Genomic DNA, 17,922 nt, shown 5'->3' with positions numbered 1-17,922 from the left:
ACATCCGTTACGCGATTACTGATAGATGGCATAGCAGGCGAATTTCGCCCGTTTCAGGGTCTTGCAGGCGCTCATGGCGGCGGTTTTCGTTTCGAAACCGACGAAGCGCGCGCGGTAGAGGGTCTGGCCGTTGGCTTCGACCGGTTCGGTATAGGGCACACGCCGGTGCAGGCCCGCTGCAGTCGTTGCACGCTTCAACATTTCGACCGCGTCGCTCTCGGTTTCCGTTGCGGCAATCTGTACCTGCCAGCCCGGTTCCTGGTCCTTGGTGTCGCTGGTGGCCACCGTAACCGTGGTCTTTTCCGGGCGCGCGGGTGCTTCGGGCGGTACCGGCGGCAGACCGGCGGCTTCGAAGGCATTTGTCATGCGGGACTTGACCACCTTCGGCGGGACGGGGATTGCTCCGGTCACGATCGTCGGGGCTTCGCGTTCCGCCTTGCTCGGCGGTGAGGCCAGGGCCAGCACGTTTGACGGCGCTTCGTCTTCTTGTCCCGGTTTCCTGGAAGGCTTGGGAACTTCGTCCAGTTTGGCGGCCACGAAGGTCGGGGTACGGGAGCGGGAGACCAGGACCTGGTCGGTAGCCGGACCCTTACTGGCGCGCGGCAGATAGGTGTTGATCAGCTTCACCATCTGGGCATCACGCGAGCGGCCGGTCCGGCCGCCCATCACGACGGCGACGATGAAACGGCCGTCGCGCTTGACCGAAGTGACCAGGTTGAAGCCGGAGGCGCGGATATACCCGGTCTTGATGCCGTCGACACCCTTCACCTTGCCGAGCAGCCGATTGTGATTGCCATACCGGCGGCCTCGATAGCTGTAAACGCGGGTCTTGAAATAGCCGTAGTAGTCGGGGAACCGCTCCTGAATGGCGCGGCCGAGCAGAGCCATGTCCCGGGCGGTCGTGTATTGCCTGGAATCCGGCAGGCCATGCGGATTGCGGAAGACGGTCCGCCTCATGCCCAGCTGACGGGCAGTGCGGGTCATGCGCTCGGCGAACTTGGCTTCGGACCCTCCGATGTTTTCGGCCACAACCGTGGCGACATCATTGGCAGACTTGGTGACCAACGCCAGGATTGCATCCTTGACCCGGATCGTGGAGCCGGGCTTCAGACCCAGTTTCGAGGGCGGGCGGCCGGAAGCGTATTTCGAGACCTTGAGCTGCGAATTCAGCGACAGGCGGCCGGCTTCCAGTTCCTCGAACACCAGATAGAGGGTCATGATCTTGGTGATAGAGGCCGGATAGCGACGGGCATCGGCGGAAGACTCGTAGAGCGTCTTTCCAGTCTTAGCGTCGACGACGATCCCCGCATATTTGGAGTTTGCCGACGCCTGCAAGGGGGCGGACAGGACGACTGCCGCCGCGAGGCCGAACTTTACCAACAAACCCAGATTTCGTGCACTGCGATACAAACGCATACCAAACACCGACATTTCCCATTCTGGGTCACGCACTTCCATCACAACTCCAAACCTAACCAGTCCGGTAGCCGGCTGCAATCAAGCGGTTTCCCATATTCTTTGCGATTCATTTGATGGAATCGCAGTTACGAATGAGTAAATATAAAAGCGAGAATGCCGAAAAAATTTTAGATTAAAATTAGTATTAACAGCTTATTAATTTCTTCTAAATTGCCATTAAGGAGTAAGGCAGTGTATTTTTAAATATAATTATCTGTAAACGCTATTCAAAATAAGTATTTATTTCGGAATAATAATATTCTCTCGAGCGTTCCCTGTTTTTGCATAGTTTAGGTTTTTTGGATTCATATTTTCTAATCAACTTGCTTGTGCGGGGCTTGCCGCGATCTTCCTTGCTCGCTGGCTTGATATCGGCGATGCGACAAGGGTGCTCCGGAATTGTGCGTATTTCAGGTTGATGTTGCAGCGCAAAAAATTCTTGACAAAATTTGTGCGGCGCATAATATGGTGTCGTAGGGTAAACAGACGCCTGTCGAGGTGGTGCGGAGGCGTGGCGCACCCGTATTCGCAATATCTCCAGGTAACCAAGGGTTGGAAGAATGATGAACAATTTCGAGGAAGTGCAGAAGCTGGGCAAGGACAACATGGATATGGCCATGGAGTCGCTTAACACCATGTCCAAGGCCATGCAGGCCATTGCCGCCGAAATGGCTGACTACCAGAAGAAGTCCTTTGAAGAAGGCTCTGCAGCGGTCGAGAAGGTCGTCTCCTGCAAGTCCCTCGACAAGGCTTTCGAAGCGCAGACCGATTACTTCAAGACGGCCTATGAGGGCTTCGTCGGCGAAATGACCAAGCTCGGTGAAATGTACACCGACCTGTCCAAGGAAGCCTACAAGCCTTACGAAGGCATGCTCGGCAAGATGGGCAAGTAATCCAGGCTCTGGCAGTCTGCGGTTATCCGGGTCCTCTCCTGGACCCGTGTCGCTTCAAGAGAATTTGAACCCGGTTCGAAAGAGCCGGGTTTTTTCTATGCCGGCCCTCCCGTAGGAATGCTTGGGTCGCGCAATCGCCCGGTTTTCGGGCGGTCGGGATGGTCATGCGGCCTATGACAGCCAGGATTTGACGGCTATCCCCAACCTTCGGCTTTCCATCCTTTTTCGACGGTCCTTGCCGTGGGACTCCGTCTTTGCTTCTGATCTTTTAAATATTTTTTCCTATCCTACATACACTTTGAAGGGCGGTGCCGGTTCAGGCTGGCAAAAAACCGCAGCCTCCCGATTAAATCGGCCATTGCGCAGGCGCGACTTGCGCGGCAGGATTGATCCGGGAAAATGGGCGAACCGGGAACGGACAAGAGGCGGCACGGGCAACCAGGCGGCTTCAGGGTCACACAAGATTGAGGGCCTTTACTCCGGGTTTGCTGCTGATAGACTCGGTAGGTCATCGTTTGAAGGGCAGTAGACTGAAGTATGGCAGGCGGGGCTGACTTTGAAGATGGTGACGGCGACGCCGGAACTGTTGTTGTCACCAGGACCAGAACGAATACCAAGCGCCCGAACCTTTATCGGGTGCTGCTGCTGAACGACGATTACACCCCTATGGAGTTCGTGATTCACGTGGTGGAGAATTTCTTCCAGAAGAACCGGGAAGAGGCCACGCGCATCATGCTCCATGTTCATCATCACGGCGTCGGGGAATGCGGGATCTTTTCCTACGAAGTCGCGGAGACAAAAGTGACGCAGGTCATGGATTTTGCCCGGAAACACCAGCATCCATTGCAGTGCGTCATGGAGAAAAAGTGAAGGATATCACACGTGCCGTCATTCTCTCGTAGTCTCGAAAAAGCGCTCCATCAGGCTTTGGCTTTCGCCAACGAGCGCCAGCAGGAATACGCGACGCTCGAGCATCTGTTGCTTGCGCTCCTGGACGACCAGGATGCGGCCGCGGTCATGCGGGCCTGCAACGTGGATCTGGATGTGATCCGGCGGAACCTGCTCGACTACATCGAGACCGAGCTGGACAACCTGGTGACCGACAGCGACGAGGATTCAAAGCCGACCGCTGGGTTCCAGCGGGTGATCCAGCGCGCGGTGATCCATGTCCAGTCTTCCGGACGGGAAGAGGTGACCGGGGCCAATGTGCTGGTGGCCATCTTTGCCGAGCGGGAAAGCCATGCGGCCTATTTCCTGCAGGATCAGGACATGACCCGCTACGATGCGGTTAATTACATTTCCCACGGCATCGCCAAGCGGCCGGGCATGGCCGAGGCCCGCCCCGTCGAGGGCGCGGACGAAGAAGAGGAAGCCCTGTCGGGCAATCCCAGCGAGAAGGCGCCGAAGGCCAAGACCGATGCGCTCGAAGCCTACTGCGTCAACCTCAACGACAAGGCGGAGAAGGGCAAGATCGATCCGCTGATCGGCCGTGACGACGAGATTTCCCGCACCATCCAGATCCTGTGCCGGCGGTCAAAGAACAATCCGCTGTTCGTAGGCGACCCGGGCGTGGGCAAGACCGCGATCGCTGAAGGGCTGGCGCGCCGGATCGTCAACGGCGATGTGCCGGATGTGCTGAAAGAGGCGACCATTTTCGCGCTCGACATGGGCGCGCTGCTGGCCGGCACCCGTTACCGTGGCGATTTCGAGGAGCGCCTCAAGCAGGTGGTCAAGGAGATCGAGGACTATCCGGGTGCGGTGATGTTCATCGACGAAATCCACACCGTGATCGGTGCGGGCGCGACCTCGGGCGGAGCCATGGATGCCTCCAACCTGTTGAAGCCGGCGCTCGCCTCCGGCGCGATCCGCTGCATCGGTTCCACCACCTACAAGGAATATCGTCAGTTCTTCGAAAAGGACCGGGCGCTGGTGCGCCGGTTCCAGAAGATCGACGTGAACGAGCCGACGATCCCGGACGCCATCGATATCCTGAAGGGCCTGAAGCCTTACTTCGAGGATTTCCACAAGGTCCGTTACACAAATGACGCCATCAAGGCGGCGGTCGAACTATCGGCGAAATACATCTCCGACAGGAAGCTGCCGGACAAGGCGATCGACGTGCTCGACGAGACGGGGGCGTCGCAGATGCTGGTGCCGGAATCCCGCCGGCGCAAGACGATCAACGTCAAGGATATCGAGAACACCATCGCCACCATGGCGCGGATCCCGCCGAAGTCGGTGTCCAAGGACGACGCGGAAGTGCTGTCCAACCTGGGCCCGGACCTGAAGCGGGTTGTCTACGGACAGGACGCGGCAATCGAGACGCTTGCCTCGGCCATCAAGCTGGCCCGGGCCGGCCTGCGCGAGCCGGACAAGCCGATCGGCAGCTACCTGTTCTCCGGCCCGACCGGCGTCGGCAAGACGGAAGTGGCGCGCCAGCTGGCATCCTCGCTCGGCGTGGAACTGATCCGCTTCGACATGTCGGAATACATGGAGCGGCACACGGTGTCGCGCCTGATCGGTGCGCCTCCGGGCTATGTCGGCTTCGATCAGGGCGGTCTTCTGACCGACGGCGTCGACCAGCATCCGCATTGCGTGTTGCTGCTTGACGAGATCGAGAAGGCACACCCGGACCTGTTCAACATCCTGTTGCAGGTGATGGACCACGGCAAGCTGACCGATCACAACGGCAAGCAGGTCGATTTCCGAAATGTCATCCTGATCATGACCACCAATGCCGGGGCCTCTGACATGGCCAAGGCGCCGGTGGGCTTCAACCGGGTGAAGCGCGAAGGCGATGACGCGGAAGCGATCAACAAGCTGTTCACGCCGGAATTCCGCAACCGCTTGGACGCAGTCATTCCCTTCGGCAATCTGCCGATGGAAGTGGTCTACAAGGTGGTCGAGAAATTCGTCATGCAGCTCGAGGTCCAGCTTGCCGACCGCGGCGTGACCTTCGAGCTCACAGATGGTGCGATCAAGTGGCTCGCCGACAAGGGTTACGACAGCCAGATGGGCGCACGGCCGCTCGGCCGGATCATCCAGGAGCACATCAAACGGCCGTTGGCCGACGAGGTGCTGTTCGGCAAGCTCAAGAAGGGCGGCATGGTCAAGGTCTCCGTCTCGGAGGATGATGCCGGGCTGCTGTTGGAATCGATTGAGGAACGGGCAACGCCACCGTCCAAGCCAAAGGCTGCTGCCGCATCCAAGCCGAAGCCGAAGCGTCGTAAAAAGCCGGTGGCCAAGGCGGCCGCCAAACCGTCGAAGCCGGAAAGCGGCAAGGGCGGGGCCAAGAAAAGCCTGGTGCCCAAGGTGCCGCTGGCCGACTGAGGTTTTATATCGGCAGGAAAATGCAGAGGCCGGGACGCAGATGTGTCCCGGCCTTTTTCTTGAACGGCGCGAGCGGGATAACGGGAGGAAAGCGCATGATTGATCAAACGACCCTGGTGACCTATCTGGCCATTCTGCTCGGCTTTGTCTTCATTCCAGGTCCGGCGGTCTTGCTGACGCTGGCCCGCGCTTCGGGCTCGGGAACCCGGGCGGGACTGGCAACCGCACTCGGTATTGCGGCGGGGGATCTTGTCCATACCGCTTTCACGGTGCTGGGCCTGTCGGCGATGATCCTGGCCTCGGCCACGCTGTTCAGCGTGATCAAGTATCTCGGCGCGGCCTATCTGGTCTATCTCGGCATCAAGGCGTTCCGAGACCGGACGCCGGTTCGAGTCCATAGCGGTGACGGCGGGGTTTCTCCCTGGCAGGCGTTCCGGCAGGCGGTTCTGGCGGAGGTTTTGAACCCGAAATCGGCCATGTTCTTCCTGGCCTTCCTGCCGCAGTTCGTGCGGCCGGAAAACGGGTCGGTGGCGCTGCAACTGTCCGTGCTCGGTGTGCTGTTCGTTGCCATGGGGCTCTTGAGCACCCTGACCGTTGCCGTCTTCGCCGGCGGTATCGGCAGCTTGCTCCGCCGCAGCGAAACGGTCATGCGCTGGCAGGGCAAGGTGATCGGCACCATCTACTGCGCCCTCGGCCTGCGACTGGCGCTTCAGGAGCGATGAGGTTGAAGAAGGCTTTCATTTGGGCGTTAGCGGAACTGGCGGGGCCGGTTCATCCTTGGTCCCCGAATTGACAATTTGTCGCAATCCGTTTTTATAAGGGAACCTTCCTATTCCCCGTTTCCAGATCCTGTTTACCAGATCCGGTAGTGATGGCTTCCAGTAACGAAATCGATCCGGCCGGCGGACCCGGTCACATTCTTCCTCCCCGTACTTGGGCCCTTCGGGGCGCGCGGGCGGCGATGTCCATTCCGGCGCTGATTCTTTCCGCGGCCTTTGTCGGCTATGCGGGCCTGGCGCGCGAGACCGGGTTGTCGTTGACCGAGACGCTGGCGATGACAGGGATGATCTGGGCGCTGCCTTCGATCGTGGTCTTGACCGGGGCGCTCAATTCCGGGATGGGGCTTATTCCCGCAGCGATCGCGGTCGCGCTTGCTTCCGTGCGTCTGATGCCCATGACCATGGCGCTGATGCCGATGGTCAAGGTGGAGGGGAAGACGAAGCGCTGGCAGCTTCTGATCGCCTCCCATTTCGTGGCCGTGACCGCCTGGGTCTATGCCATGCGCAACCTGCCTGACATGCCCCGCGAGGCCCGGTTGCCGTTTTTCCTCGGCTTTGGCTTTGCGATCACCAGTTTCGTCTTCAGCGTGACCGGCATCGCCTATCTTCTGGTGGAGCGCCTGCCGCCGATGCTGGCCGGCAGTCTGGTCCTGCTGACGCCGGTTTATTTCCTGTGTTCGCTTTGGGGCGCCTCGCGGCTCCTGGCCGACAAACTGGCCCTGGCAATCGGTCTGGCGCTCGGGCCGGTATTTTTCGTCTACGTGCCCGGGCTCGACCTGCTTTGGACCGGCCTCCTAGGCGGTACGGCGGCCTATCTGATCCACCGTGTTGCACGCAGGGGGCTGTCATGAACGACGTTGCCTGGTGGTGGCCCTATGTGATGATCGTGGTGGCCGGCTGGATCGCCACGGACATGTGGCGCTGGCTCGGCGTGTTCGCGGGCGGACGCCTGCGGGAAGACAGCGAGCTTTTCGTCTGGGTGCGCTGTGTGGCAACCGCCCTGGTCGCCGGTGTCATCTCCAAGCTGATCCTGTTTCCCAATGGCATCCTGTCCGAAACCCCCATGTGGCTGCGCCTCGTTGCGGCCGGCGCAGGCTTTACCGCCTTTCTGGCGGTGCGCCAGATGGTGATCGTCGGCGTGCTGGTCGGGGTGGCGGTGCTGATCTGCGGCTGGCTGCTGCTGGGTGGGGTGTCCGGGTAGGGGGATTGTTGAATAATTCAGGTCTGTTCGCTACCTTAGAGACATGGAGAACGATATGACTGCTCCCGAGGTCAATAAGGATCTGAAGAAGGCCGATGGCGGAGGCGCCGATACCTCCAAGTTCAGCGTGCGCCGTGCCGCTGAGTTGCATCGGCGTGGTCGGGACGTACCGTCTGTGCGCGACATCGCGGATGCCGATCTGAAAGAATACGCAGAAACAATCCGAATTCTTGGTGAATGATCCGGCCGAGCCACTTTGGCTCACGCTCCACGATATTGAAGATCTGATTTCGGTGCTGAAGGAGAAACATCTTCAGCAGCCGGTTCATTTTGGCCTGGGCGGAAGGGACAAGATGCTTTCCGCGCTCGACCGTCCGCTCAATACGTGGATGCATGAGGGCGAAATGAACCTGATCAATCTCGCCGCGCTTTATATCCATGCAATCGGCAAAACCCACGCACTGATTGACGGGAACAAGAGACTGGCTTTCCTCAGTGCATCTGTTTTCCTCAACCGGAACTTCGTGCGTCTTGTCGAGCCGCGAGATGGTTTCCTCGCTGAGCTGGTCATCGCTTTGATGGCCAATGGGATGAGCTTGCAGGAATTTCAGGTTGTTCTGGCACAGCATGCGGATGAAATTTGATCTGTCATCGGGCAGGTTGATTATGTGACCGGTCTACTCATCCTTCATTCCTACCATAAATCTCACCCAATCCCCCGGCAATTTCCGCCATGGCGGTACGCAGGTCCGGCGGGTCGAGGACTTCCGCCTCCGCGCCGAAGCGCAACAGATCGGTGCAGGTCTGGCGGATGGAGCCAGCGGGCAGGGTGACGGTGGTCCAGCCGGCCTCGTCCAGTGCGTCAGCGAAGTCCGCATGGGCGCAGACGTAAGGCGGCAGGAAGGCCTCGAACATCTTTCGTCCCCATGGGGACAGGCGCAAGGTGGCGCGGTTGGGGTGGAGTTCTTCTTCAAGGCGACGGGTGCTTTCACGCCAGTAGGCGGCTAGGTCGAAATCCGCAGGGCGTTCGAAATGCGTGTCGCTCGGCGAAAACTCCAGGATCCGGGAAATGCGGTAGGTGCGCGGGCTGCCATCGACGGCGCCTGCCAGGTACCACGAACCGCTTTTCAGCACGATGCCGAGTGGGGCCACACGCCGCTGTTTCTCCGCCTTCCAGGTTCGGTAGCGGATGTCGATGAAACGCTGATCCCAGACGGCTTTGGCGACCTCCTGCAGATGGTCCGGATGTTCGGCTTCGGTAAACCAGGCGGGGGCATCGAGAAGAAACCGGTTCTGCATCTGCTCCGCGCCTCGGCGCAAGTCTTCGGGCAGGGCGGTCAGCAGTTTGTTTTTAGCACCCGCCATGACGGCGCCCAACCCTAAGTCGGCAGCGGGTCCCGGCAGGCCGGTCAGGAACAGGGCGTCCGCTTCTTGCGCCGACAGGCCGTTGAGCCGGGTGCGGTAGCCGTCGAGCAACCGGTAGCCGCCCTCCGATCCCCGCTCGCTGTAAACCGGGATGCCAGCCTCGCTCAGGGAATCGATATCCCGGTAGATGGTGCGTTCGGAGACCTCGAACTCGTCGGCAAGCATCCGGGCGGTAACCCGGCCTTTGGCCTGCAGGGTGAGGAGGATCGAAAGAAGGCGGCTGGCTCGCATAAAATTATTCTAATCCAACCTGACAAAAGTTGACAGGTATGCCGTTGTAGCTTGCCTCCAGTGCCGGATTCGGCACCCTCGGATTTGGAGACTGGGACATCATGCAGGACAGGATTACCTTCTATTATTCACCGCAGACCCGCGCCCGCAGCGTCATGGTCCTTCTGGGCGAACTGAAAGCGCCGTACGATCTGCACATCCTGAACATGAAGGCCGGAGAGCAGCGGCAGCCGGAGTTTTTAGCCGTAAACCCGCTCGGCAAGGTGCCGACGATCCGTCACGGGGAGGCTGTCGTGACCGAGCAGGCCGCCATTCACATCTATCTGGGTGATCTCTTTCCGGAGGCCGGGCTGACACCTGCCATCGAAGATCCGCTGCGCGGTCCCTATCTGCGCTGGATGGTTTATTACCCGGCCTGTTTTGAACCGGCGGTGGTCGATCGGTTCATGAAACGGGAGCCGGCACCGGAGAGCCAGTCGCCCTATGGCACCTATGACCAGGTGATGGACGTCCTCCGCGACCAGCTTGCCAAGGGGCCTTACCTGCTGGGGGACAAGATGACCGTGGCGGATGTCCTGTGGGGGGCCGCGCTTTCCTGGACGCTGCAGTTCGGCATCGTGCCCGACTATCCCGAGTTCAAGGACTATGCCGCCCGCATGAGCGAGCGGCCGGCCTTCAAGCGCGCCGCGGAAAAGGATGCGGCGATCGCGGCCGAGCATGAGGCCGCGGTGGCGGGGAAAGGATGAGGGGATATAGCTTCTGTAGAATACAGAGCGTTTGAAACCCCTCATCCGGAGCTTCGCTCCGACCTCTCCCAATGGGAGAGGTAATTCGGCGTGTGACGCCTCTTCGTTAATTGAGCCCGACCATCAGTGTGGTTGGCGTTAGCCCAACGCCGCCCGGATCTTGTCCGCATTGGCGGCAAGCACGTCGTTGTCGGCCATCTCGCCGGTGTGCGGGCGCAGCTTGACGCCGTCGAAGCGGGGGATCACGTGGACGTGGGTGTGGAACACCACCTGGCCGCCGGCGGGTTCGGAAAACTGCTGGATAGTGGTGCCATCCGCGTTGAAGGCCTTGACCACTGCGGCGGCCATCTTCTTCACCGTTGCCATGACGGCGAAAAGGTCGTCCTCAGCAATGTCGAAGATGTTGCGCGAAGGCGCCTTGGGGATCACCAGAATATGGCCGTCGCCACGAGGCATGATGTCCATGATCACCGCGGTCTTGTCGTCCTCGTAGATCTTGTGGCTCGGCAGTTCGCCGCGCAGGATTTTCGCGAATACGTTCTGGTCGTCATAGGCAGGTGCAGACATTTCCGTCCCCAAATAAGAAAGCTTTGGATCGGAGACTATCGACTGGAACGGTTCTCCCGCAAGGGGCGATTGCCGCCGAGTCAGAGCGCTCACATATTGATTCAAGGAAAGTTCGGAAATCGATTCAACGCCGGGTTCACAAACTGATTCAACTTCCGCATTTGCCGGTTCATGTGGTGACGGAAACGCGAGTTAAAAGAATCGGTTGGACTCGGCGGTTGAAGACGTGATTCAGCTGCTGTCCGGCTGATCCCATTTCTCAAGTTCTTCAATACGGTATGAGTCCCAGCCCTAATAGCACTCGATGAAGTGGGTAATGGCGGTCAGCCGGGTCGCAATGGCTTCCGGGGAGAGTGGGGCTTTCGGGGCGGCGGTTTTTGGAGTGATACCGTTCTGATGGAGGAACAGCTTGGCCATCGATCCGCGCACGGCGAAGTTCACGTTCTGGGGGATGTCGCCGATGGCGTCGGCGACCCGCTGGGCGTCCAGTTTGGCGGCGACGACGCCGACCACATGGCCGTAGGCGTTCATGGCCGGGCCGCCGGAATTGCCCGGCTGCACGGGCGCGGAGATCTGCATCCGGGTGCTGTCGCCGCCGATGCCCTTCATTGCGGTGACCGATCCCCGGGTGACGTTCAGTCCGCTCAACAAGCCCGATAGGGGGTAACCGGCGACGGTGATGTCGGAATTGAGCGGCGCCGGCGATTCTGCAAACGTGGCGAAGTCTTCATTCCGGAGCGCTGGGACTTGCAGCAGCGCGAGGTCGAAGGTCTCGTCCGTTGCCATCAGGCTCGCTTTATGACCGTCGACCGTCAGCCTGCTGCAATCGCCGGCGACATGATTGTTGGTCAGCAGGTCGCCGTTGGCGGATACGGCAAAGCCGGTTCCGGAGGAGGCGGTTTTCGGGGCCGATCCTTTGGCGAGGGGCGGGGTATCTGTATCAGGCGTTGAAGCGCTTCCTTCATCGGGAAGGCGGGTGTCTGGATTGCCAATATCTTCTGCTGCTTGCTTTTTACGCTCTCGTTCCCTCAGGACCTGTCTGGCAGCATCTATTCCTTTGCGAAGATAACCGTCCCCGAGACGTAATTGGGGCATTTCCCTTGGTGTTATGCTTCCTGCGACCGCTGCAAGGGCGCCGGCATCGGAATCCAGTGACGAAACAATTATGGTCGTCCAAGAGCCGCCAATAAAATCTGAGCGAACATAAAACGTCACTTCCTTTTGATTTCTTGCAGATGTAATCCATAACTTTCTTTTTCGTACCGTATAAGGTTTTGTTCCTTTTTTTCGAGCATCTATAAGCAAGTCGTGAGACATATTTTTATATTTATGGTTCTCTCTGGTAATTCTGTATCTTAATGTGGTTTTTTCGTCGTTGAAGGCGTAGAAGCTTCCCTTCATTCCATCAAATTTTATATTCCTTTCAGGTATCAGAACGGAAATTTTGTATGTGTTCAGATACTCATAGTTCCAGTCTTTCTTTAAGAGGATGTTTTCCGTTATCCCTGCAATCCAAAAGGCGGGCAGGGCAAGAATTTTATTTTCAGGTGTCTTTGAAAAGTTCAATTTTTCAGAGAAGCGTTCGAGTGCTTCCTGGCTGCCGGGGCCCCAAACGCCATCGATTTGCCCCTTGTACAATTCTTTGAAGGCGAGGCCGGCTTGCAAAAACTTCTTTTCTTGAAACGTGAGTCGATCGGGGTCGAATTCCTCGTACAGTCCGGCTGCTTCCAGCTCGCTGTCGTCATATGCCGATGCCGGATGAAAGAGGCAGAGCAGGACAAAGGGCAGGAGCAAGAGCAGACGCATGGCTGGACCTGAGGTTCAATCGGGCTGGGTCTACTCTATTGTTATGGCGACGCTTTTGCCAAGATTCGTGCGCCGGTTTTGTTCTGGGAAAATGCAACTTTTCCTCCGGGAAGGTAAACGCGGAGGGCGGGTCAGTCCCCTAGTCCCCCTTACGGAACGGACCGTGCTCGGTGAGGGCCTCGTTCTCCCGTTCCACGGCTTCGCGCTCATGCTCCAGGTAATCGGCGACCGCGTCGCGCAGGCCCGGGTGGACGATCCAGTGGGCGGAGCGGGTGGTGACGGGGAGATAGCCGCGGGCGAGCTTGTGGGCACCCTGGGCGCCGGCTTCCACGCGCTTCAAGCCCTTCTCGATGGCGAAGTCGATGGCCTGGTAATAACAGAGCTCGAAATGCAGGAACGGGTGGTGTTCCGTGCAGCCCCAGTTGCGGCCGAACAGGGTGTCTGAGCCGATGAAGTTGAGGGCGCCGGCAATGTAGCGGCCCTCGCGCTTGGCCATGACCAGGAGGATGCGTTCCGCCAGGCGTTCGCTGACGAGGGAGAAGAACTCCCGGTTCAGATAGGGGCGGCCCCATTTGCGCGAGCCGGTGTCCTCATAGAAGCGGTAGAAGGCGTCCCAGTGGGCGTCGGTCAGATCGGCGCCGGTGACCCATTCGATTTCGATCCCGGCGCTGACTGCCTCGCGCCGTTCCTTCTTGATCGCTTTGCGTTTGCGCGAGGCAAGGTCGCTCAGGAAGTCGTCAAAGCTTCCGTAATCCCTGTTCTCCCAGTGGAACTGCTGGTCGGTACGCTGCAGGTAGCCCATCTCGCCGAGGGTATCCCACTCGTGCTTCGTCAGGAAGGTGATGTGTGCGGAGGAGGCGCCGCTGCGCTGGCAGACCTGCACCAGGCCGGAGGCAAGAGCCTGCAGGCCCGTCTGCCAGTCGATCCGAGGCGAAACGAAAAGTCGACGCCCGGTCGCCGGAGTGAAGGGGACGGAGATCTGGAGCTTAGGATAATACTCGCCGCCGGCCCGGTAAAACGCGTCGGCCCAGCCGTGGTCGAAGACATATTCGCCCTGGGAATGAGACTTCAGATAAGCAGGGGCTGCGCCCCATATTTCCCCTGTTGCGGACTGGAGAAGCAGGTGGCGGGGCAGCCATCCTGTTTCTCCGGTGGCACAGCCGGTCTCTTCAAGGCTTGAGAGAAACTCGTGTGAAATGAAGGGGTTGAAGGCGGTCTCTTCAGAAACTGATTCTTCCCGCTCAGAGAGCGATTCAAGGAGCTGATAATCCGATTCAAAGGCAGGATCGCGCGTGAGGCGACCGCCCGGCCCAAGCAGCCAGCCCGGATTGGCGACGCTGTTCCAGCCCTCCGCCGAGACATCTTCCATGCCGGAAAGAATGCGCAGCGTCGCGGCCTGTTCGTCCGCATGTTCCTGTTCGGACATGACCTCAACCCTGCTCGATGAGAATGCTCATACCTTAAGTGTAGGATCTCGATGCTGCACTGCAAGGGGTTTTGCATGTGGGGCCTTCGATAGCACCGGCAGATGAGGCCAGCGGAAAGGCAAGGTCCTGCCATTTGCGCCCCTCTCCCCCCTTGAGGGGGAGATGTCCGTGTCAACGGACAGAGGGGGGTATCAGCCTAGCGGGCATTTCAGAATCGGAGTGCGAAGCTACCGTCGCCACCCCCCTCTGTCACTTTTAGTGACATCTCCCCCTCAAGGGGGGAGAGGGGAGCAAGGCGGAAGGTTGTGCCTTATCGATAGTTAATTCGTCTTGCATGCTCAGGGCAATTCAGTCGTTTGGGCCGCGGGGCTTACCCTGCGTTGGGGTCGAAGCCCTCGAAGACGATCTGGTCGGCATAGCGGGCGGCGCGGTCGCGTTGGTCTCGGGTGCGCACGGTCCAGGTCATGACGGGCAGGCCCAGCACTTTGCGGCAAAAGGACGGAGCAGAAGCCGGCAGACTGCGAATGCCATAGGAGATGAAGTGAGGCCGGGTCCTGGGCAGATGCAGCATGTTGCTCAGAATGAAGCGTTCCATCCGCGTCATGCGCATATATTCGCCTTCCGGCCGCATGGCTTCCGAGACGATGCCACGCAGGACGTGAGGTCTGTGGGCTTTCGCAATGGAGAGCATGTCCGGGTCGAAGGACTTGATGGCGGCAGGCCCCTTGTAGGCCGCGACCTGGTCGACAACGTTTCGGACGAAATCCGCCTGGGCGCCCGGGCGCATCAGGGACTTAATCTCGATGACGAGCGGCACCTTGCCGTCCACGAGGTCGAACAGGTCCTGAAGCAGCCAGAGCCTGTCGCCGCCTTCCTTCATGGCGATGCCGGTAAGCGAGGCGGTTGGCCGTTCGATCACCCGGCCGTCTGCTTCCGTCAGCCGTTCGAGGGTGTAGTCGTGAAAGACCAGTGCATCGCCGTCCGCGGTTTCCTGGACATCGACTTCGATGGCAAAGTTCTTTTCGACCGCGGCCGAAATTGCTGACGGCGTGTTCTCGATGACGCCGGTCTCAACGTTATGATAGCCGCGATGCGCGATCGGGCGCACCATGATCTGGCCGACGTCTGTCATGATCTAGGCGATCTCGAAGACGGCTTCGATTTCGACCGCCGCACCGAAGGGCAGGGACGCAGCGCTGACGGCGGAGCGGGCGTGGCGCCCCTTGTCACCCATGGCCTGGACCAGAAAGTCCGACGCGCCGTTGATGACCTGCGGCTGCTGGGTGAAATCCGCGGTGGAATTGACGAAGCCGACGATCTTCACCAGGCGCGCGACCTTTTCCAAATCGCCGGTGGCCGCCTTTGCCTGGGCCAGGAGATTGATGGCGCAGAGTTTCGCCGCCGCCTTGCCTTCGCCAACGGAGATATCGTCGCCCAGCTTGCCTACATGTTCCAGACCGTCGGCGCCCATGGGTAACTGGCCGGAGACGAAGAGCTGGTTGCCCGATAGGACATAAGGCACGTAGTTGGCAGCCGGCGCGGCGGGGGAGGGCAGTTCGACACCGAGTTGGGCAAGGCGGGCTTCTGTGGTCTCAGACATGCGGACAGGTCTCCTTGAACGGATTGCCAGGATCGGGCTCGTGGCGTTTTTCTGGAACAAATACCCGTCGGTCGCAAGGGGTAATGGCTTCAGGCCGGCGAAGTCGACGCCGCGCGAATTTACCAGGAAAAGGAATTTGTAGCGGGAACAGTCTAGCGAAGCGGTCTGTAAGCGCATAATGTTCGTGCCTGGTATTCAGGGCAGGTGTGTGACCTGGTGGATTTGCAAGGGGAGATAGAGATGCAGCGCGTGACAGGATCTGTCCTGGCGAGAAGCGCGGTCTTGTGTGTGGCTGGCCTTGTCTCTCTTGTTTCTATCGGACAGGCGTTTGCTGCCGGACTTGTGCCCCATCGTGCTATCTATGACATGGAGCTGGACAGGGCGGCGGACGGCACCGGGATCTCCTCGCTCAACGGACGCATGGTCTATGAATTCAGCGGCAGTGCCTGCGAAGGCTACAGCGTGTCCTTCCGGTTCGTGACCGAATTTCAGGATGTTTCCGGAGGGTCTCAGGTGACGGACCTGCGCTCCTCGACCTATGAAAATCCGAAGGACGCGTCGTTCCAGTTCTTCAGCAAGACCTACGTCGACCAGAAGCTGGTCGAAAAAACCCGGGGGATGGCGCGGCAGGACGATGGCAAGAAGACCATCGAACTTCAGGAGCCGGGAGAGCGTGCGCTGACGATTTCCGGAAAGACCCTCTATCCGACCGAGCATCTGAGTAAGGTCATCGAGGCCGCACGCGCGGGCAAGAGCTTCCTCGGTGCCGATGTCTATGATGGCTCGGAAACGGGCGACAAGGTCTATGCGACGACCGCTGTGATCGGCGCGCTGATCACGGAGGATATACCGCTGAGCGACGACCCGTCGGCCGCCGTCTCGCGTATCAAGCAGGCTGAGGCCTGGCCGGTGACCATCGCGTATTTCGACCCTGCTCAGGAGCAAGATGGCGAGGGAACGCCAGTCTATCAGATGACGTTCCTGCTCTATGACAACGGCATCAGCCGGCAGCTCAAGATGGATTACGGCCAATTCAGCCTTCGCGGCAAGCTACGTCAGCTCGAGCTGCAAGAGGAAACCGGCTGTACCAACTAGGAGTCCCGCTCTCCGCTCTTGTCGCGCTTTGGCGGGCGAGCCGCATGAACGAGGCCGAGTTCGACACTGCTGCGGCCGAATTTTTCCCTGAGCGTGTCCATGGCGAGTTCCGCCTTTTTCCGGCGGCTGGCACCCTCGTCGAGCAGATCCTGGGGATCCGCCTGGCGGGGATCGGAGAAATCGCTGACGCCGATGCCGATCAGGCGGAACCGGCGGCCATCGGTTTCCTTCTTCAAAAGTTCCTCGCCGGCCCGGTAGATCCGGTCGGCCAGCTGGGTCGGATCGGAAAGCTGGCGGGCCCGGGTGATGATCCTGAAATCTTCCGTCTTCAGTTTCAGCGACACAGTGCGTCCGGCAAGATCCGCTTTCTTCAGCCTGCGGGAGACCTTTTCGGACAGGTCGCGCAGGATCGGGCGCAGGCTGTCGAGCTTTGAGATGTCGGAATTGAAGGTCGTTTCAGCGCTGACGCTTTTTGCGCCGCGATGGGGCGTCACCTTGCGGTCGTCCTCGCCTTGGCAGAGCTGGGCAAGGCGCAGGCCCATGGCACCGTAGCGGCGGGCGAGGTCCGTAGGCTCCATCAGCTGAAGCTGTCCGATGGTCCGGATCCCTTCCGAGGCGAGTTTCTGCTGGAACACCTTGCCCACGCCCCAGATCATGCTGACCGGTTTTTCCGCAAGAAAGGCCTTCGCCTCAGCTCGGCCGACGACGGAAAACCCGCGCGGCTTTTCCAGGTCGGAGGAGAGTTTGGCGAGGAACTTGTTCGGCGCGAGGCCCACGGAGGCGGAGATGCCGATGTCCTCCTCAAGGGCACGGACGAAGGCGGCAAGCGTTTCCGCGGCGGTTGCGTGGTGCAGACGTTCGGTGCCGGTCAGATCCAGGAACGCTTCGTCGATGGAAATCGGCTCGACCAGCGGCGTGAGCGCGCGCATGCGTTCGCGGATGTCCCGGCCGACGGCCTCGTATTTGCGCATGTTCGGCTTGATGACCACGGCATCCGGACAGGCTTCCATTGCCTTGAACATGGGCATGGCCGAGCGCACACCGTATATGCGGGCGATATAGCAGCAGGTAGAGACCACGCCCCGCTGACCGCCGCCAACGATTACAGGAAGGTCGCGCAGCTCCGGATTGTCGCGTTTTTCAACCGCTGCGTAGAAGGCGTCGCAGTCGATATGGGCAATGGTCAGCGTGTCGAGTTCCGGGTGGGAGACCAGGCGTGGGCTGCCGCAGCGCGGGCAGCGGTTGCGGGTGGCTGCAGGCCGCGCGCCGCAATCCCGGCAAAGCGCGTGCAACGGCTCCGCCCGGTTGGCCGTCTCCGATGGTATCGGTCCTTCGACCATTTCTTCATGCCCGCTGGTTTTCTC

The 17,922-nt window shown here is 59.8% G+C and carries 18 protein-coding genes; 10 read left to right on the top strand and 8 right to left on the bottom strand.

The window, feature by feature from the left end:
- Nucleotides 1–15: 15 nt before the first annotated feature.
- Entirely contained in the window at nt 16–1,383 is a 1,368-nt protein-coding gene (locus ABIN98_RS09830; protein ID WP_346909577.1) for a D-alanyl-D-alanine carboxypeptidase, read from the bottom strand.
- 635 nt (nt 1,384–2,018) lie between these two features.
- Here ABIN98_RS09830 and ABIN98_RS09825 point away from each other — a divergent pair.
- From ABIN98_RS09825 to ABIN98_RS09790, 8 genes are all read left to right on the top strand, one after another.
- The gene (locus ABIN98_RS09825; RefSeq protein WP_394701477.1) at nt 2,019–2,351 is read left to right on the top strand and encodes a phasin family protein; all 333 of its coding nucleotides are present in this window, start codon (nt 2,019–2,021) and stop codon (nt 2,349–2,351) included.
- Between the two features lie 537 nt (nt 2,352–2,888).
- Entirely contained in the window at nt 2,889–3,221 is a 333-nt protein-coding gene (gene clpS, locus ABIN98_RS09820; RefSeq protein ID WP_346895229.1) for an ATP-dependent Clp protease adapter ClpS, read from the top strand.
- A gap of 12 nt (nt 3,222–3,233) precedes the next feature.
- Nucleotides 3,234–5,681 carry an ATP-dependent Clp protease ATP-binding subunit ClpA gene (gene clpA / locus ABIN98_RS09815; protein WP_346909576.1) on the top strand — a complete coding sequence of 816 codons (2,448 nt, stop codon included), beginning with the start codon at nt 3,234–3,236 and terminating at the stop codon, nt 5,679–5,681.
- A gap of 95 nt (nt 5,682–5,776) precedes the next feature.
- The gene (locus ABIN98_RS09810; RefSeq protein ID WP_346909574.1) at nt 5,777–6,403 is read left to right on the top strand and encodes a LysE family translocator; all 627 of its coding nucleotides are present in this window, start codon (nt 5,777–5,779) and stop codon (nt 6,401–6,403) included.
- A 149-nt stretch (nt 6,404–6,552) separates the two neighbouring features.
- On the top strand, nt 6,553–7,311 hold the full coding sequence (locus ABIN98_RS09805) for an AzlC family ABC transporter permease (RefSeq protein ID WP_346909572.1): 759 nt from the start codon (nt 6,553–6,555) through the stop codon (nt 7,309–7,311).
- Nucleotides 7,308–7,661, top strand: coding sequence for an AzlD domain-containing protein (locus ABIN98_RS09800; RefSeq protein WP_346909570.1), 354 nt, complete (start codon nt 7,308–7,310; stop codon nt 7,659–7,661). Before ABIN98_RS09805 ends, ABIN98_RS09800 begins: the two co-directional genes overlap by 4 nt.
- Before the next feature lie 55 nt (nt 7,662–7,716).
- Entirely contained in the window at nt 7,717–7,902 is a 186-nt protein-coding gene (locus tag ABIN98_RS09795; protein ID WP_346909568.1) for a hypothetical protein, read from the top strand.
- A complete protein-coding gene (locus ABIN98_RS09790; RefSeq protein WP_346909566.1) occupies nt 7,895–8,305 on the top strand; it encodes a Fic family protein in 411 nt (136 codons plus the stop codon). The genes ABIN98_RS09795 and ABIN98_RS09790 overlap by 8 nt, the downstream gene beginning before the upstream one ends.
- Nucleotides 8,306–8,342: 37 nt before the next feature.
- On the opposite strand, the gene ABIN98_RS09785 is transcribed toward ABIN98_RS09790, so the two are convergent.
- Complete coding sequence (locus tag ABIN98_RS09785) at nt 8,343–9,317, bottom strand: YafY family protein (RefSeq protein ID WP_346909565.1); 975 nt, start codon at nt 9,315–9,317, stop codon at nt 8,343–8,345.
- 101 nt (nt 9,318–9,418) lie between these two features.
- On the opposite strand from ABIN98_RS09785, the gene ABIN98_RS09780 reads away from it, so the two are divergent.
- A complete protein-coding gene (locus ABIN98_RS09780) occupies nt 9,419–10,063 on the top strand; it encodes a glutathione S-transferase family protein (RefSeq protein WP_346909564.1) in 645 nt (214 codons plus the stop codon).
- A 138-nt stretch (nt 10,064–10,201) separates the two neighbouring features.
- Here ABIN98_RS09780 and ABIN98_RS09775 read toward each other — a convergent pair whose 3' ends face one another.
- The 5 genes from ABIN98_RS09775 to ABIN98_RS09755 form a co-directional block, all read right to left on the bottom strand.
- Nucleotides 10,202–10,630: an HIT family protein gene (locus tag ABIN98_RS09775; RefSeq protein WP_346909562.1), complete on the bottom strand. Its 429-nt coding sequence runs from the start codon at nt 10,628–10,630 to the stop codon at nt 10,202–10,204.
- 291 nt (nt 10,631–10,921) lie between these two features.
- Nucleotides 10,922–12,436: a serine protease gene (locus tag ABIN98_RS09770; protein WP_346909560.1), complete on the bottom strand. Its 1,515-nt coding sequence runs from the start codon at nt 12,434–12,436 to the stop codon at nt 10,922–10,924.
- 139 nt (nt 12,437–12,575) lie between these two features.
- The gene (locus ABIN98_RS09765) at nt 12,576–13,862 is read right to left on the bottom strand and encodes a GNAT family N-acetyltransferase (RefSeq protein WP_346909558.1); all 1,287 of its coding nucleotides are present in this window, start codon (nt 13,860–13,862) and stop codon (nt 12,576–12,578) included.
- A gap of 371 nt (nt 13,863–14,233) precedes the next feature.
- Nucleotides 14,234–14,995 carry a glycerophosphodiester phosphodiesterase family protein gene (locus tag ABIN98_RS09760; RefSeq protein ID WP_346909556.1) on the bottom strand — a complete coding sequence of 254 codons (762 nt, stop codon included), beginning with the start codon at nt 14,993–14,995 and terminating at the stop codon, nt 14,234–14,236.
- A 3-nt stretch (nt 14,996–14,998) separates the two neighbouring features.
- Nucleotides 14,999–15,463: a RidA family protein gene (locus ABIN98_RS09755; RefSeq protein ID WP_346909554.1), complete on the bottom strand. Its 465-nt coding sequence runs from the start codon at nt 15,461–15,463 to the stop codon at nt 14,999–15,001.
- Between the two features lie 240 nt (nt 15,464–15,703).
- Here ABIN98_RS09755 and ABIN98_RS09750 point away from each other — a divergent pair, with 240 nt between their 5' ends.
- A complete protein-coding gene (locus ABIN98_RS09750; RefSeq protein WP_346909552.1) occupies nt 15,704–16,558 on the top strand; it encodes a cell envelope integrity EipB family protein in 855 nt (284 codons plus the stop codon).
- On the opposite strand, the gene ABIN98_RS09745 is transcribed toward ABIN98_RS09750, so the two are convergent.
- The gene (locus tag ABIN98_RS09745) at nt 16,555–17,898 is read right to left on the bottom strand and encodes a DNA polymerase IV (RefSeq protein WP_346909551.1); all 1,344 of its coding nucleotides are present in this window, start codon (nt 17,896–17,898) and stop codon (nt 16,555–16,557) included. The genes ABIN98_RS09750 and ABIN98_RS09745 overlap by 4 nt on opposite strands.
- Between the last annotated feature and the right edge of the window lie 24 nt (nt 17,899–17,922).

This window comes from uncultured Roseibium sp. (assembly GCF_963675095.2).
GTDB lineage: Bacteria > Pseudomonadota > Alphaproteobacteria > Rhizobiales > Stappiaceae > Roseibium.
Note: the sequence above shows the minus strand (reverse complement) of the source record. Positions and strands in the feature narration are given on the sequence as shown.